The 15,417-nt window shown below is 68.6% G+C and carries 14 protein-coding genes; 6 read left to right on the forward strand and 8 right to left on the reverse strand.

What is annotated here, in order from left to right:
- Positions 1 to 62: 62 nt before the first annotated feature.
- The 4 genes from HPY32_RS15280 to HPY32_RS15295 are packed head-to-tail and all read right to left on the reverse strand — an operon-like array spanning position 63 to position 5,287.
- Complete coding sequence (locus HPY32_RS15280) at positions 63 to 1,754, reverse strand: dipeptide ABC transporter ATP-binding protein (RefSeq protein ID WP_067580473.1); 1,692 nt, start codon at positions 1,752 to 1,754, stop codon at positions 63 to 65.
- 5 nt (positions 1,755 to 1,759) lie between these two features.
- Positions 1,760 to 2,725 (reverse strand): ABC transporter permease, encoded by a 966-nt coding sequence (locus HPY32_RS15285; protein ID WP_067580471.1) that lies wholly within the window; start codon positions 2,723 to 2,725, stop codon positions 1,760 to 1,762.
- Positions 2,718 to 3,644: an ABC transporter permease gene (locus HPY32_RS15290; RefSeq protein ID WP_067580470.1), complete on the reverse strand. Its 927-nt coding sequence runs from the start codon at positions 3,642 to 3,644 to the stop codon at positions 2,718 to 2,720. Before HPY32_RS15290 ends, HPY32_RS15285 begins: the two co-directional genes overlap by 8 nt.
- Positions 3,645 to 3,694: 50 nt before the next feature.
- Complete coding sequence (locus HPY32_RS15295) at positions 3,695 to 5,287, reverse strand: peptide ABC transporter substrate-binding protein (protein WP_067580468.1); 1,593 nt, start codon at positions 5,285 to 5,287, stop codon at positions 3,695 to 3,697.
- A gap of 381 nt (positions 5,288 to 5,668) precedes the next feature.
- Here HPY32_RS15295 and acs point away from each other — a divergent pair, with 381 nt between their 5' ends.
- The 4 genes from acs to HPY32_RS15315 all read left to right on the forward strand — a co-directional run bounded on the left by acs (position 5,669) and on the right by HPY32_RS15315 (position 10,805).
- Positions 5,669 to 7,630 carry an acetate--CoA ligase gene (gene acs, locus HPY32_RS15300; RefSeq protein WP_067580467.1) on the forward strand — a complete coding sequence of 654 codons (1,962 nt, stop codon included), beginning with the start codon at positions 5,669 to 5,671 and terminating at the stop codon, positions 7,628 to 7,630.
- A gap of 445 nt (positions 7,631 to 8,075) precedes the next feature.
- On the forward strand, positions 8,076 to 9,323 hold the full coding sequence (gene nhaA, locus HPY32_RS15305; protein ID WP_067580465.1) for a Na+/H+ antiporter NhaA: 1,248 nt from the start codon (positions 8,076 to 8,078) through the stop codon (positions 9,321 to 9,323).
- Positions 9,320 to 9,820: a phage holin family protein gene (locus tag HPY32_RS15310; RefSeq protein ID WP_067580463.1), complete on the forward strand. Its 501-nt coding sequence runs from the start codon at positions 9,320 to 9,322 to the stop codon at positions 9,818 to 9,820. Before nhaA ends, HPY32_RS15310 begins: the two co-directional genes overlap by 4 nt.
- Positions 9,821 to 9,842: 22 nt before the next feature.
- Positions 9,843 to 10,805: an alpha/beta fold hydrolase gene (locus HPY32_RS15315; RefSeq protein ID WP_067580460.1), complete on the forward strand. Its 963-nt coding sequence runs from the start codon at positions 9,843 to 9,845 to the stop codon at positions 10,803 to 10,805.
- A 12-nt stretch (positions 10,806 to 10,817) separates the two neighbouring features.
- On the opposite strand, the gene HPY32_RS15320 is transcribed toward HPY32_RS15315, so the two are convergent.
- The 4 genes from HPY32_RS15320 to nth are packed head-to-tail and all read right to left on the reverse strand — an operon-like array spanning position 10,818 to position 14,072.
- Positions 10,818 to 12,011, reverse strand: coding sequence for a MarP family serine protease (locus HPY32_RS15320; protein ID WP_067580457.1), 1,194 nt, complete (start codon positions 12,009 to 12,011; stop codon positions 10,818 to 10,820).
- Entirely contained in the window at positions 12,008 to 12,736 is a 729-nt protein-coding gene (locus HPY32_RS15325; protein ID WP_067580454.1) for an NUDIX hydrolase, read from the reverse strand. Before HPY32_RS15325 ends, HPY32_RS15320 begins: the two co-directional genes overlap by 4 nt.
- Positions 12,733 to 13,368 (reverse strand): TlpA disulfide reductase family protein, encoded by a 636-nt coding sequence (locus HPY32_RS15330; protein ID WP_067580452.1) that lies wholly within the window; start codon positions 13,366 to 13,368, stop codon positions 12,733 to 12,735. Before HPY32_RS15330 ends, HPY32_RS15325 begins: the two co-directional genes overlap by 4 nt.
- Positions 13,365 to 14,072 (reverse strand): endonuclease III, encoded by a 708-nt coding sequence (gene nth, locus HPY32_RS15335; RefSeq protein WP_067585039.1) that lies wholly within the window; start codon positions 14,070 to 14,072, stop codon positions 13,365 to 13,367. The genes HPY32_RS15330 and nth overlap by 4 nt, the downstream gene beginning before the upstream one ends.
- Positions 14,073 to 14,313: 241 nt before the next feature.
- Between nth and HPY32_RS15340 the strand changes: the two genes are divergently transcribed.
- On the forward strand, positions 14,314 to 14,556 hold the full coding sequence (locus HPY32_RS15340) for a hypothetical protein (RefSeq protein WP_067580450.1): 243 nt from the start codon (positions 14,314 to 14,316) through the stop codon (positions 14,554 to 14,556).
- A 179-nt stretch (positions 14,557 to 14,735) separates the two neighbouring features.
- Positions 14,736 to 15,410: a Crp/Fnr family transcriptional regulator gene (locus HPY32_RS15345; protein ID WP_011206875.1), complete on the forward strand. Its 675-nt coding sequence runs from the start codon at positions 14,736 to 14,738 to the stop codon at positions 15,408 to 15,410.
- The last annotated feature ends 7 nt before the right edge of the window (positions 15,411 to 15,417 follow it).

A 15,417-nucleotide genomic window follows, 5' to 3' on the forward strand; every position in this document is an offset into this window, starting at 1 on the left:
CACACGCTAGCGAGACCGGACACGCCGGCGCCGCCTCGGGGGTCACGAGGCGGCGCGGCGGCTCACGCCTTGGTGAGCAGTTCCCGGCCCGGGATGGCGTCGAGCAGCCTCCGGGTGTACTCCGATTGGGGAGAGTCGAAGACCTCGGTGGTCGTGGCCTGCTCCACGATCTTGCCGCTCTGCATCACCACGACGTCGTCGGCGATCTGCCGGACCACCGCCAGGTCGTGGGTGATGAACAGGTACGACAGGCCCAGCTCGGCCTGCAACTCGTTGAGCAGGTTCAGGATCTGGGCCTGCACCAGCACGTCGAGCGCGGAGACCGCCTCGTCGCACACCACCACCTCCGGCGACAGCGCCAGGGCGCGCGCGATCGCCACGCGCTGGCGCTGACCGCCGGACAGCTCGTTCGGATAGCGCCGCATCACCGTGGCCGGCAGCGACACCTTGTCGAGCAGATCGCGGACCGTGGCCTCGCGCTCCTTCGGTGACCCGATGCGATGGGTGCGCAGCGGTTCCTCGATGGTGCGGTAGATGGAGTACATCGGGTCCAGCGAGCCGTAGGGATCCTGGAACACCGGCTGCACCCGGCGGCGAAATGCCAACGCCGCCTTGCTGTCCAGCTTCGCCACCTCGCGGTTGTCGAAGGTGACCGAGCCGGAGGTCGGCTCGAGCAGGCCCAGCACCATCTGCGCGACCGTCGACTTGCCGGAGCCGGATTCACCGACGATGGCGGTGGTGGTACCGCGCCGCAGCCGGAACGACACATCGTCGACCGCCACCAGATTCGACGACTTCCACGGCGTGTTGCCGCGGATCTTGAACACCTTGGTCAGGTTCGACGCGACCACGACATCGTCGGTGGCGGCGGTGAATTCGGCATCGACCTCGGCCAGCTGCTCGGCCACCTGCACGGCCTGCTCGCGCACCTCGGCGCGCTTGCGCACCGACGACAGCCGCTGAGAGGCCAGCGACGGGGCCGAATTGACCAGCTTGCGGGTGTACTCGTGCTGCGGATCGCGCAGAATCTGTAGCGCCGGACCGGATTCCACGACCCGGCCGCGATACATCACCACCAGGTGCTCGGCCCGCTCGGCGGCGAGCCCGAGGTCGTGGGTGATCAGCAGCACCGCCGTGCCCAGTTCGCCGGTGAGCACGTCGAGGTGGTCGAGAATCTGCCGCTGTACGGTGACGTCGAGCGCGGAGGTCGGCTCGTCGGCGATCAGCAGCTTCGGCCGGCACGAGAGCCCGATCGCGATCAGCGCGCGCTGGCGCATGCCGCCGGAGAACTCGTGCGGATACTGGTTGACCCGGCGCGCCGAATCGGACATGCCCGCCTCGTCGAGCAGTTCGATGGCACGCTGCCGGGCGGCCTTGCCCTTGGCGATCCCGTTGGCCTCCAACGTCTCCCGGATCTGGAAGCCGATCTTCCACACCGGATTCAGGTTCGACATCGGGTCCTGCGGGACGAAGCCGATGCCGCGGCCGCGCACGGCGACGACATCGCGCTTGGACGCCGTGGCCAGATCCTTGCCGTCGAACATGATCGAGCCGGAGGTCACCTTGCCGGTGCCGGGGAGCAGGTCGATGACCGCGTGCGCGGTGGTCGACTTGCCGGAGCCGGACTCGCCCACGATCGCCACGGTCTGCCCGGGATAGACCGACAGGTCGACCCCGCGGACCGCGGGGATCAGGCGGCCCTCCGAGGTGAAGGACACATTGAGGTCGCGGACCTCGAGCAGTGGTTGATCCATCGCCGTCACCTCTTGCGCGCCTTGGGATCCAGCGCGTCGCGCACCGCGTCGCCCAGCATGATGAAGCTGAGCACGGTGAGCGCCAACGCCGTCGCCGGATAGAATAGGATCGCCGAGGTGCGAATCTCCTTCTGGTCCGCGGCGATATCGGAACCCCAGGACACGATCGTGCGGGACAGGCCGACACCGAGGTAGGACAGCGTCGCCTCGGTGACGATGAACACGCCCAGCCAGATCGTGGTGATCACGATGAGCGGCCCGGCCGCGTTCGGCAGCACGTGCCGCACCAGCGTCCGGAATCGGGAAACGCCCAACGCCTTTGCCGCCGTGACGTATTCGCTGTTCTTGGCCTGGATCACCGCACCGCGGGCGATGCGGGCGGCCTGCGGCCAGGTGAACGAGGCCAGGATCAGCACCACGGTGAACACGGTGCGCGACGCCAGCAGCTGCATGATCACGATCGCGGCCAGCATCAGCGGCAGCGCGTAGAAGATCTCCGCGATGCGCGACACGATCGAATCCAGCAGGCCGCCGTAGTAGCCCGACACCGCGCCCAGCACGCCGCCGAGGACCACGAACATCAGCGTGGACAGCAGGCCGGTGGTCACCGAGGCCCGCGCGCCGTAGACGGTGCGGGCGAAGATGTCGCAGCCCTGCTTGTCGAAGCCGAACAGATGCCCGCCCGACGGCGGATTCATGCTGAAATCGCCGTTGCAGTAGCGCGGATCCTGGCTGGTGAACAGGTCCGGCCAGATCACCACCACCAGCACGAACGCGATCAGCAGCGCGGCCACCACGAAGATCGGGTTGCGCCGCAGCTGCCGCCAGGCGTCGCGCCAGACGCTGGTCGGGGCGGTGGTCTCGTCCAGCTTGTCGGTGGCGAGCACCTCCACCTCGTCCGGCGGGGCCACGAAGTGCTCCTGTCCGGGCCTGCTGTCGGCCGCCCGCACGTCGGTGTCTTGGTCAGGCATAGCGGATCCTCGGATCGAGTGCGGCGTACAGCAGGTCGACGATCAGGTTGGAGATCAGGAAGATCACGATCAGCACCGTCACGAACGCCACCACGGTGGGCGGCTCGCCGCGGACGATCGCCTGGTAGAGCGTTCCACCGACACCGGGAATGTTGAAAATACCCTCGGTCACGACCGCGCCGCCCATGAGCGCGCCGAGGTCCGTGCCGAGGAAGGTGACGACCGGGATCATCGAATTGCGCAGGATGTGCACCACGATCACCCGCCGCCGGCTCAGGCCCTTGGCGGAGGCGGTCCGGACGTAATCCGCGGTCATGTTCTCCGCCACCGAGTTTCGCGTCAGCCGCAGCACGTACGCGAACGACAGCGAGCCCAGCACGAAGGCCGGGACGAGCAGCTGACCCCAGGTGGCCTGACCGGTCACGGTCACCGGGGCGATGCCCCACTTCACGCCCAGCAGGAACTGGGCGAGGAAACCGACCACGAAGATCGGCACCGCGATGATGATCAGGCTGAGCACCAGCATCGTGGAATCGAACAGCCTGCCCTTGCGCAGCCCGGCGATGAGGCCGAACACCACGCCGAAGATGCCCTCGACGGCCACCGCCATGATCGCCAGGCGGAAGGTGATCGGGAACGCCCGGGCCAGTTCCTCGCTCACCGGCCTGCCGGAGAACGCGGTGCCGAAATTCAGGGTGACGATGCCCTTGAGGTATTCCAGGTATTGGATGATGAACGGCTGATCCAGGTGATAGCGGGCGCGCAGGGCGGCCTCGACCGCCGGTGTCATCGGCCGGTCACCGGCCAGGGCGCGGATCGGGTCACCGGGGAGCAGGAACACCATTCCGTAGATGAGCAGCGTCGCCCCGAGGAAGACGGGGATCATCTGGAGCAGGCGCCGCACGACATACCAAGCCATGTTTCACTCCATGAGCTAGGGGGCCGCGCCTTCCGGCGCGGCCCGGGCGGCTACTTCTCGATGTTCTCGAAGTCGAACAGACCGGACCAGTTGACCTTGGCGTTCTTGACCTTGTCCGAGACGCCCGCGGCGACGTTGTAGTCGAAGACCGGGATGTCGGGCATGTCCTTGAACAGCGTCTCCTGCGCCTGCTGCACGATGGCGTAGGACTGGTCCGGGGTCGGCGCGGCCTGCGCCTGCGCGAGCAGCCGGTCGAACTCCGGGTTGCTGTAGGCGGTGTCGTTGGTCGCCGAGCCGGTCAGATACAGCGAGGTGAGGAACTCGAAGATGGACGGGTAGTCACCCTGCCAGCCGTAGCGGAACGCCTTGCCGATGGTCTTGGCGTTGATCTCGTCGCGGATGTTCTTGAACGTCGGGTAGGGGGTGCCGACCGCGTCGATGCCGAGCACGTTCTTGACGCTGTTGGCGACCGCCTCGATCCACGCCTGGTGACCGCCGTCGGAGTTGTAGGCGATCTGGTAGGTGCCCGACCACGGCGAGATGGCGTCGGCCTGCGCCCACAGCTTCTTGGCCTGGTCGGGGTTGAACTTCAACACGTCGGCGCCGGGCAGGTCCGCCTTGAAGCCCGGCAGGGTGGCCGCGGTGAAGTCCTGGGCCGGAACCCGGGCGCCGTGGAAGATGTTCTCCGCGATCTGCGGCCGGTTGATCGCCATCGAGATGGCCTTGCGGCGCAGCACGCCCTCCTGGCCGCCGAAGTGCGGCACGGTGGACTGGATGCCGATGTGCTGGTTGTAGGCGATCGGCTTGCTGATCGCGCGGTCGCCCAGGTCCTTCTTGTAGCTGGACATGGCGGTGTCGGGGATGATGTCCAGCGCGTCGAGGTTGCCCGCCTGCAGATCGGCGTAGGCGGTGTCGTAGGACTGGTACATCACGAACCGCAGGCCCTTGTTCTTGGCCGGGCGGCCGCCGTGGTAGTCCGGGTTGGGCACCAGGTCGATCTTCACATTGTGTTGCCACGCATCGGGACTGGCGAACTTGTACGGGCCGTTGCCGATCGGGTCCGCGCCGAACGCCTTCATGTCCTTGTAGGCGGATTCGGGCAGCGGATAGAACGGGGCGAAGCCCAGTTCCATTTCGAAGTCGATGGACGGCTGCTTCAGGTCGACGGTGAAGGTGTGGTCGTCGATGACCTTCAGCCCCGACATGGTCTGGGCCGTGGGCGTTTTCGCGGAGACCTCGTCGTAGCCGGCGATATTGGCGAACGCCCAGTTCTGCAACTGCGCGTTGGTGCCGAGGGCACCGTAGTTCCAGGCGTCGACGAACGACTTGGCGGTGACGGGGGTGCCGTCGGAGAACTTCCAGTCGGGCTTGATCGTGATCTTGTAGTGCTGCCGATCGGTGGTGTCGATCGACTGGGCGACCTCGTTGTACGCCTTGCCGTCGACGTCGTAGTACTTCAGCCCGGCGAACAACCGGTCGACGACGCGACCGCCCATGTTCTCATTGGTATTGGTGGGCACCAGCGGATTCTGGGGCTCACCCCCGTTCACGGTGACGATATTGGCATCATTGCCGCCGCCCGTGGAGCAGCCTGTCAAAGCGAGGCTCGTGGCCAACAGTGCTGCCGCGGTCAACGCGGTCATCGTCTTGAATCTCAACGCAGTTACTCCAAGTTCCAGGAAAAGCGGGTACCTCGGCGCACGCAGAGGTTCACCCGTGCACGCGACGACGATCCGCCTTGGGTGAAACGGACAGTAGTGATCCGGCACGTCGTTGTCAGCTGATCGCTCGTGGTTTGTCGCCGCTGTTAGCAATACGGCAACATGATCGACCCACGACCGGCAGCAGATGTGACATATTGCACGATCAGCTAGGCATCCGTGTTCATCGTTCGGTCATACCCGGTCTGTCAGGGTTCGGTACTGGACATCGCGGCGGACCACGACGCGGCGCAGATCACAGTTCGATACTGTCGACGTGGCCGTGCTCACCCCGCGGCTCAGGCATGCGAAAGAAGAGACGAGATGACCGAAACCACCGCTGATCACCGGGACGTATATCCGCCGACCGCGGAGTTCGCCGCCGCGGCCAACGCCGATGCGTCTCTCTACGACCAAGCCACCGCCGACCGGGAGGCGTTCTGGGCGCGCCAGGCCGACCGGCTGCACTGGCACGAGCGCTGGACCCGCGTGCTCGACTGGGACGACGCCCCCGTCGCGCGCTGGTTCGTCGACGGCAAACTCAATGTCGCGTACAACTGCGTGGACCGCCATGTGCGGGACGGCTTCGGCGAGACCGTGGCCATCCACTGGGAGGGCGAGCCGGGCGACTCCCGCGACATCACCTACAACCAGTTGTTGGCCGAGGTGTCGCGGGCCGCCAATTACCTCACCGAGCTGGGGCTCGAGGCCGGCGACCGCGTGGCCATCTACATGCCGATGGTGCCCGAGGCCATCGTCTCGATGCTGGCGTGCGCGCGGCTGGGCCTGACGCACTCGGTGGTGTTCGCCGGGTTCTCCCCGAGCGCGCTGCGCCAGCGCGTCGACGACGCCGAGGCCCGGCTGGTGATCACCACCGACGGCCAGTGGCGGCGCGGTAAGGCGGCCCCGTTGAAGGAGGCCGTGGACGAGGCGCTGTACGCGCACGGCGGCACCCCGTCCAGCGTCGAGCACGTGCTGGTGGTGCGCCGCACCGACCTCGAGGTGCCGTGGACCGAGGGCCGCGACCTGTGGTGGCACGAGACCGTCGCGCTGGCCTCCCCGGAGCACGAGGCGCAGCCGTTCGACGCCGAGCATCCGCTGTACATCCTCTACACCTCGGGCACCACCGGGAAGCCGAAGGGCATTCTGCACACCTCCAGCGGTTACCTGACCCAGGCGGCGTACACCCATCACAACGTGTTCGACCACAAGCCGGGCCAGGACGTGTACTGGTGCACCGCCGATATCGGCTGGGTGACCGGGCACAGCTACATCGTGTACGGGCCGCTGGCCAATCGGGCCACGCAGGTGGTCTACGAGGGCACGCCCAATTACCCGGACGAGCACCGGCACTTCGAGATCATCGAAAAGTACGGTGTCACAATCTATTACACCGCGCCGACGCTGATCCGCACGTTCATGAAGTGGGGCCGCGAGATTCCCGACGCGCACGATCTGTCCAGCATTCGGGTGCTGGGTTCGGTGGGCGAGCCGATCAATCCGGAGGCGTGGCGCTGGTACCGCGAGGTCATCGGCGCGAGCCGGACCCCGATCGTGGACACCTGGTGGCAGACCGAGACCGGCGCGATCATGATCTCGCCGCTGCCCGGCGTGACCGCCGCCAAGCCCGGCGCCGCCATGGCGCCGCTGCCCGGCATCAGCGCGCAGGTCGTGGACGAGGAGGGCAAGCCGGTGCAACTGGGGGCCACCGAGGCCAACGGCTACCTGGTGCTCGATCGGCCGTGGCCGTCGATGCTGCGCGGCATCTGGGGTGACATGGACCGGTACCGGGCCACCTACTGGGAGCGCTTCGGCGCCCAGGGCTGGTACTTCGCCGGCGACGGCGCCAAGCTCGACGCCGACGGGGACCTGTGGGTGCTGGGCCGGGTGGACGACGTCATGAACGTCTCCGGCCACCGCATCTCCACCGCCGAGGTGGAATCGGCGCTGGTCGGGCACCACAGCGTGGCCGAGGCCGCGGTCGTCGGCGCCAGCGACGCCACCACCGGCCAGGGCATTGTGGCCTTCGTCATCCTCACCGGCGAGGCCACCACCCCCGGCCAGGACCTGGTCGACCAGCTGAAGGCGGAGGTCTCTCGCGAGATCAGCCCGATCGCCCGCCCCCGGGAAATCCACATCGTCCCCGAACTACCCAAGACCCGCTCCGGAAAGATCATGCGCCGCTTGCTGCGTGACGTGGCCGAGGGGCGAGAGCTCGGAGATACGTCGACACTGGTGGACCCGAATGTGTTCGAGGCCATTCGGGCTAGGAAGGCCAACTGGTAGGGGCGAGTCGGATCCCGTCGTTCCGGCCCCAGGGGGCCGGAACGACGGGAAAAGTCTGGCCGCACATGACGGCAGCACTCATCGCAGGAGAATGGCGCTCATCACATGAGGCCAGCGCTCACCACACGAAACCAGCGCTCATCACATGAGGCCAGCGCTCATCACATGAGGCCAGCGCTCACCACACGAAACCAGCGCTTACTACACGAAGACGGCAGCTATCGCATGAGACGGCGGCCATCGCAGGAGGACTGCACTCACCACATGAAGTCGGCGCTCATCGGGCGGTGGGGCCCTCTCCCAACATGGCCGGATCACTTCTGTTCCCGTTGTTTCGGCCCCCCCCGGGGCCGAAACAACGGGATCTTTGCCGTTAAGATCTTGTTAGGAGTGCCGGGAAGTCTGGTCGGCGTGTGTTAGGTGTCCGTTCCGGCCGGAAGGTGTTGTGGTGTTGCGCTCCGAGATTTCGCGGTTTTTGCGGACCGAGACCGTGGGTGGGGCGTTGTTGTTGGTGGCGGCGGCGGGGGCGTTGTTGTGGGTGAATTCGCCGTGGGGGGACAGTTATGTGGCGGTGACCGAGGCTCTGGTGCCGATTTCGCCGTTGCATCTGGAATTGACGGTGGCCGAGTGGACCAAGGATGGGCTGCTCGCGGTGTTCTTCTTCGTGGCGGGGCTGGAGCTCAAGCGGGAGTTGGTGGTCGGGGAGCTCGCGGATCGCAAGCGGGCCGCGCTGCCGATCCTCGCGGCCGTCGGCGGGGTGGTGGTTCCGGCGGTGCTGGCGCTGGGTATCGGATACGGGGTCGACGGCATGGATCGGGGCTGGGCCATTCCGGTGGCCACCGATATCGCCTTCGCGCTGGCCGTGCTCGCCCTGACCGGGTCCCGGATCCCCACCACCGCACGGGTTTTCCTGCTCAGCCTGGCGGTGGTCGACGATCTGATCGCCATCGTGCTGATCGCGGTGCTGTTCACGACCTCGATCGGGGTCGGCTGGCTGCTGGCCGCGGCGGCCTGCTTCGCGGCGTGGGCGTTCGCGCAGCACCGGCGGGTACGCACCCCGCTGTTGTACGTGCCGCTGGCGCTGCTGGCCTGGTATGCGTTGCACGAGGCCGGAATTCACCCCACGCTCGCCGGTGTAATGTGCGGCCTGCTGACCCGGGTGCGACCGGATCCGGGCGAGGACGAGGCGCCCGCCACCCGGCTCGAGCATCTGTTCCAGCCCGTCTCCGCGGCGGTGTGCGTGCCGCTGTTCGCGCTGTTCGCCTCGGGAGTTCCGTTGTCCACCACGGTCCTGGGCGATCTGTTCACCGAGCGCCTGGCGCTGGCGGTGGTGGTCGGGCTGCTGGTGGGCAAGACCGTCGGCATCTTCGGCATGAGTTGGCTGACGGTGCGGCTCGGTGTGGCGCGGCGGCCGGACGGGCTCGGGTGGCGAGACATGTTCGCCCTGTCGGTACTGGGCGCGATCGGCTTCACCGTTAGCCTCTTGGTGGCAGAACTCGCGTTGGCGACCGATGTCGCCGCCGCCGAACTGGCGAAAGCCGCCGTGTTGATGACATCAATGGCGGCTTCCCTGCTGGGTTCGGCGCTACTGTTGCGACGGGGCCGCGCTCACGGGGCACGGCAGCAGAGCGCGGCTGCCGGAACCAGCGAAGGCCGAGCAGCATCGGGACATGGAGAAGGGTCGAGCAATTGAGCTTCACGCAGGGCGGTAACGGGCAGGACAAGGACCGCAACCGGACCATCACCTCGATTCCGCTGTCCGAAGTCGACACCACCGCGGGCGCCAGCATCGGCGATCTGGTCCGCGATGCCGCCGAGCAGATGTCGACCCTCGTGCGCGCCGAGGTGGCGCTGGCCAAGGCCGAGGTCACCGGTGAGATCCGCAAGGGCCTGCAGGGCAGCGTGTATTTCATCGTGGCGCTGACCATCCTGCTGTTCTCGACCTTCTTCTTTTTCTTCTTCCTGGCCGAGCTACTGGATGTGTGGCTGGTGCGCTGGGCGGCCTTCCTCATCGTGTTCGGGCTGATGCTGGCGGCGGTGGGCGCGTTCGCCTTCCTCGGGTATCTGAAGGTGCGCAGGCTGCGCGCCCCGGCGAAGACCATCGAATCGCTGAAGGAGACCCGCTCGGTGCTGCCGCACGGCCTGGGCTCGCACACCGCGACGGTCGACGCCGACCAGCCCGACGCCTGATTCGCCCATTACGCTTTTCGGCGTGTCGAACCCGAGCCCGGACCCGTCCAGCGTCCGCTACGACGGCCCGTGGACCCATAAGGACGTCCACGCCAACGGTATTCGCTTCCACGTGGTCGAGGCGACGGCGGCCCGTCGCCCGGCCGGGGACGCGGCGCCGGTCGATCCGGAACGGCCGCTGGTGGTGCTGCTCCACGGTTTCGGCGACTTCTGGTGGTCGTGGCGGCATCAGCTGACGGGACTGTCCGACTTGGGATTTCGCACGGTCGCGGTCGATCTGCGCGGCTACGGCGACTCCGACAAGCCGCCGCGCGGCTACGACGGCTGGACCCTGGCCGGTGACGTCGCGGGGCTGATCCGCGCGCTCGGGCACAGCGAGGCCACCCTGGTCGGGCACGCCGAGGGCGGGCTGGTGTGCTGGGCGACCGCGGTGCTGCACCCGCGGCTGGTCCGGTCGATCGCGCTGGTCAGCTCCCCGCATCCGGTCACGCTCAGGCGGGCCGTGCTGCGCGACCGGCGCCAGCGCGCGGCCTGGCTGCCGAATTTCCTGCGCTACCAGCCGCCGCGCTACGGCGAGCGCCTGCTGACCCGCGGCGGCGGCTTCGAGATGGAGCGGCTGCTGCGGCAGCGGGTCGGCGCGTCCTGGGCGGGCAGCGCCGAATTCGTCGACACCGCACGGCGAATGCGCTCGGCCATCCGGATCCCCGGCGCCGCGCACTGCGCCCTGGAGTACCAGCGCTGGGCCTTCCGCAGCCAGTGGCGGCCCGACGGTCACCGGTTCATGACCGCGATGCGGGAGCCGGTCGGGGTGCCGGTGCTGGCCCTGCACGGCGCGGTGGACAACTACATCCTCGACCGCACGGTGCGCCGCGGCCAGCGGCTCTCGCCCCGGCGCCGGGTGGCGACCATCCCCGACGCCGGGCACTTCGCCCACCAGGAGAACCCGGCGGCGGTCACCGCCGAGCTCGCCAAGCTGCTGGCCTGATCTCGAATTTCGCTAGCTGAGCACGCATTCCCCCGTCGGCACCGGCGTGCCGGAGGAGGTCGCCGCGTTCAGGTCGGACTGGACCTCCCGCATGGTCAGCACGTAGCCGGTGTCCTCGTCGGTGACCGCGGCGCCGAACACCACGCCCAGCACCTCGCCGTCGGTATCCACCAGCGGCCCACCGGAATTGCCCGCGCGCACGCGGCCGCGCACCGTGTAGACCTCGCGGGTGACGGTGCCGCTCTTGTAGATGTTCGGGCCGCTCAGGTCGAGCGTCTCGCGGACGCGGGCGGCGCTGGCGGTGTAGTTCCCGCCGCCCGGATAACCGAGCACGATGGCGCTCTCGCTCGCCTTCGCCGCGGCGGGCGCCAGCGGGATGACCGGCGCGTTGAGGCCCGGCACCGCGAGGATCGCCACATCCTTGTCCGGGTCGAACAGCACCACGCTGGCATCCAGCGGACCGCGGGCGGTGTCGACCTGGACGGTGGTGGTGCCCGCGACCACGTGCGCGTTGGTCATGATCCGCTCGGGCGCCACCACGAAGCCCGAACCCTCCAGCGCGCGTTGGCAACTCGGCGCGACACCGCGGATGCGCAGCACGCTGTACTGCAGGTTCCGCGCCACCGGGGACTCCAGCACGCTCGGGTCCGGCGGCTGCACCGCGGCGATCGGGGCGCGGCCGAACGGGCCGATGACCTCCGGCAGCCCGGAGGTGTTGAGCAGCTTGGAGAATTCGTTGGGCATCCGCCGCAGCCAGTTGGGCGCGATCTGGTTCACGTCGGAGAGCACGCGGGAACCGTTGACCGCCTCGGCGATCGCGGGCTGCGAGGACGAGGCCAGCGGCAGCGCCAGCAGCCACGCCACCGCGAGCACGCCGACGCACTGCAGCGCCGCGCCGACCACGCTGTCCACGCTGCGGGCGAACGGATGCCGCAGGCCGCTGCGCGCCGCCCGGCCCAACACCATGCCCGCGACCTCGCCGACGATCACCAGCGCCACAATGAGCACCACTCCGACCAGCACGCGTTTCCGGCCCTCGCTGACATGCACGAGGATGTGCGGCGCGATCAAGATCCCGGCCACCGCACCCAGCACCACGCCCAGGAACGCCAGCGCCGAGGCGACGGCGCCCTGCCGCCACCCGGAGGAGGCGGCCAGCAGCGCCAGGATCAGCACCGCCAAATCGAGCCAGGCCGAGGAACTCATAGCGTCATCCCCACTGCCGTGAGCGAAGCCTGCAGGTCACGCACATCGTGGTAATCCCACTCCCGTTCCCATCCCGACACCGCCAGCAGCCCCGCGAGCACGCCGGCGGTGAATCCCCACACGAGCATGCCGTCGACGGCGAACGCCGGGCCCCGATAGCCCAGCGGGTGTCGCACGACGAATCGGTTGGCGGGATCGATCAGCTCGGCGAGCGGCACCCGCGCCACGCGGGCGGCCTCGGCCTCGCTCACCACCCCGACCTCGCCGGGCGTGCGCCAGTAGGCGACGACCGGGGTCACGTCGAACCGCGAGGGCGGCACGAAGATCTTGGGTAGCACCGCGATCGGCTCCACACCGGCCGGATCCAGGCCGGTCTCCTCGCGGGCCTCGCGCAGCGCGGTATCGATCGGACCGTCGTCGCCGGGCTCCACGCCGCCGCCGGGGAAGGCCACCTGGCCGCGGTGCTGACGCAGCGTCGCGGCGCGCTGGGTGAGCAGCACGTCGGCATCGGCGGGCAGGCCGCCGGGAGCCTGCGGGTCGGCGTCGGGCGAGCCGCCGAACAGCACCAGCACCGCCGCCTGCCGCGGGCGCAGCGCCGCGGCCGCGAACCGGTGCATCGAGCCGCGGTCGAGCACCGGGTTGACGCCGGTCGGGTCGGCCGGTTCGCGCTCGGTCACCGCGCGCAGCCACGTCGGGATTCCGTCGGTCACCACGTCGGGCATCATGCCGACACCCCCAGTTCGCTCGCCACCGTGCTCGCGATGTCGTCGACGTCGCGGAACGGCCGGACCACCATCTTCGCTATCGCGCCGTCGGGCCGGACCAGCACCGACACCGGCAGCGCGTTGGGCGCGGACACGACCTTGCGGACCTGCCCGTTCGGGTCCTGCACGCCGGGCAGCCGCACCCCCAGGTCGGTCAGCCGGGCCAGCGCCCTGCCCTCGTCCGGATCGCTGTGCACGGTCAGCACCGTGATCGCCGAGCCGGCGCGGTCGGCGTACTGCTGCAGCGCGGGCAGTTCGTGCGCGCACGGCGTGCACCACCAGGCCCACAGATTCAGCAGCGCCGGGCGCCCGGCGAGGGCGGCGGCCAGATCGATCGGGCGACCGTCGGCCAGGCAGTCGACGGTGATGCCGGCCAACGGGCCCGCGCCGGTGTCTCCGGAGCGCGGGCACAGGGCCAGCCGGGCCCCGGCGCGCGCCTCGCTGGACACCGCGGTGACCGGGTCGACCGTGGGCGCGGTCGCCGCGTCGCGGCCGGTGGTCCGGCCGTCCCGCGGCCAGAGCGCGATACCCAGCGCGACGACGGCGATCAACGCGACCAGCGTCCACCGCCAGGCGGCCGGAACGGATCTCACCGGCCCACCAGTTCGAGCAGATGCTCGGCCTCGGGACCCTTGATCAGTGCGGCGGCGGTGGCGGGGTCGGTGGGGCCGACGCCGTAGGACGGGCAGTCCTTGGCCAGCAGGCAGGCGCCGCAGGCGGGTTTGCGGGCATGGCACACCCGGCGACCGTGGAAGATCACCCGGTGCGACAGCATCGTCCACTCCTTGCGCTCGATCAGCTCGCCGACGGCGTGCTCGATCTTCACCGGATCTTGCTCCGTCGTCCACCGCCACCGATTCACCAGGCGGCCGAAGTGAGTATCGACGGTGATTCCGGGCACATCGAAGGCGTTGCCGAGAATGACGTTGGCGGTCTTGCGGCCGATGCCCGGCAGCTTCACCAATTCGGCCAGGGTGTGCGGTAGCACGCCGTCGTGGCGTTCCATCAGCGCCTGCCCCAGGCCGATGAGCGCGGACGTCTTGTTGCGGAAGAATCCGGTCGGCCGGATGTACTCCTCGAGTTCGGTGCGATCGGCCTGCGCGTAGGCCCGCGCGTCGGGGTAGCGGGCGAACAGCGCGGGCGTCGTCTGATTCACCCGGACGTCCGTGCACTGGGCGGAAAGAATTGTGGCAACGGCCAATTCGAGCGGGGTGGTGAAATCCAGCTCGCAGTGCGCGTCCGGAAATGCCAGCGCCAGCATCCGATTCATCCGGCGGGCGCGGCGCACCCGGCCCAGCGGGGTCTCGTTCGCGAATGTGGACGCGGCGGAGTCGGCGGCCTTGCGGCGGCGAGCGGGCTTCGCCTCGGGGGTGGCGGCGGTTTCGGGATCGGCATCGGGGGCGGCCGGTTCGTGCCCGTTCACGGCGGTGGATCTGGGTACACGCACCCGTCCACCATACGGAACCCCACCGACTCCAGCGCGCCCGCGAAGACCTCCCGTGTTCCATCTGAGACCTTCTCCGTGTTTACTCCTCGATATGCAAGGACTCGCTGTGGTGCTCTTCCCGGTGGTGTTGATGCTGTTCGCGCTGTTCATGGAACGGGTCGAGAACCGGCTACGCAAACTGCTCGAACCGGAGGAGGAGGTCCAGCAGTACCTCGATCGAGCCAGTAATGCCGAGGTCAACGAGCTGGCAAAGCTCGGTGTCCCGGCGCACGCGGCCCGCCTGCGCCGCCGACGCGCAGGCGACGACGAATTGGATGTCGCCGCCGCCAGCTGATCGGTCCCCCGGTCCGTTTTCCGCGACCGACACGGGGAACCTTCTAAGCATCACGAGCGTTTCACAAACCGCACGTACCGTGGTGTCTGTCACTGCGCTGCCCGGATGCCAAGTAGACTGCACTGTCGGCCGAATTGCTTCGGTCCAGTACAGAGCCAATTCCCAAAAGGAGCACATTCGTGGACGAGGCCCTCGCCAGAGCAGGCATCTTCCAAGGCGTAGAGCCCACCGCGGTGGCGGCTCTCGCCAAACAGCTTCAGCCCGTGGACTTTCCACGCGGCCACGTCATCTTCAACGAGGGCGAGCCCGGCGACCGGCTGTATATCATCACGTCGGGCAAGGTGAAGATCGGCCGGCGGTCCCCGGACGGCCGGGAGAATCTGCTGACCATCATGGGCCCGTCGGACATGTTCGGCGAGCTGTCGATCTTCGATCCGGGCCCGCGCACCTCCACGGCCACCACGGTCACCGAGGTCCGCGCGGTCACCATGGACCGCGACGCGCTCAAGTCGTGGATCGACCAGCGGCCGGAGATCGCCGAGCAGTTGCTGCGGGTTCTCGCGCGCCGTTTGCGCCGCACCAACAACAACCTCGCCGACCTGATCTTCACCGACGTCCCGGGCCGGGTCGCCAAGGCGCTGTTGCAGCTGGCGCAGCGGTTCGGCACCCAGGAGGCGGGCGCCCTGCGGGTGACCCACGACCTCACCCAGGAGGAGATCGCCCAGCTGGTCGGCGCCTCCCGCGAGACCGTGAACAAGGCCCTGGCCGACTTCGCGCATCGCGGCTGGCTACGGCTCGAGGGCAAGAGCGTGCTGATCTCCGACTCCGAGCGACTGGCCCGCCGGGCACGCTGAGACACAC

The sequence above is a fragment of the Nocardia terpenica genome (assembly GCF_013186535.1).
GTDB classification, from domain to species: domain Bacteria; phylum Actinomycetota; class Actinomycetes; order Mycobacteriales; family Mycobacteriaceae; genus Nocardia; species Nocardia terpenica.

Coding starts and splice junctions, on each gene's coding strand:
- HPY32_RS15280 (WP_067580473.1), bottom strand. CDS start 1,754: ATGGATCAACCACTGCTCGAGGTCCGCGACCTCAATGTGTCCTTCACC.
- HPY32_RS15285 (WP_067580471.1), bottom strand. CDS start 2,725: ATGCCTGACCAAGACACCGACGTGCGGGCGGCCGACAGCAGGCCCGGA.
- HPY32_RS15290 (WP_067580470.1), bottom strand. CDS start 3,644: ATGGCTTGGTATGTCGTGCGGCGCCTGCTCCAGATGATCCCCGTCTTC.
- HPY32_RS15295 (WP_067580468.1), bottom strand. CDS start 5,287: ATGACCGCGTTGACCGCGGCAGCACTGTTGGCCACGAGCCTCGCTTTG.
- acs (WP_067580467.1), top strand. CDS start 5,669: ATGACCGAAACCACCGCTGATCACCGGGACGTATATCCGCCGACCGCG.
- HPY32_RS15320 (WP_067580457.1), bottom strand. CDS start 12,011: ATGAGTTCCTCGGCCTGGCTCGATTTGGCGGTGCTGATCCTGGCGCTG.
- HPY32_RS15325 (WP_067580454.1), bottom strand. CDS start 12,736: ATGATGCCCGACGTGGTGACCGACGGAATCCCGACGTGGCTGCGCGCG.
- HPY32_RS15340 (WP_067580450.1), top strand. CDS start 14,314: ATGCAAGGACTCGCTGTGGTGCTCTTCCCGGTGGTGTTGATGCTGTTC.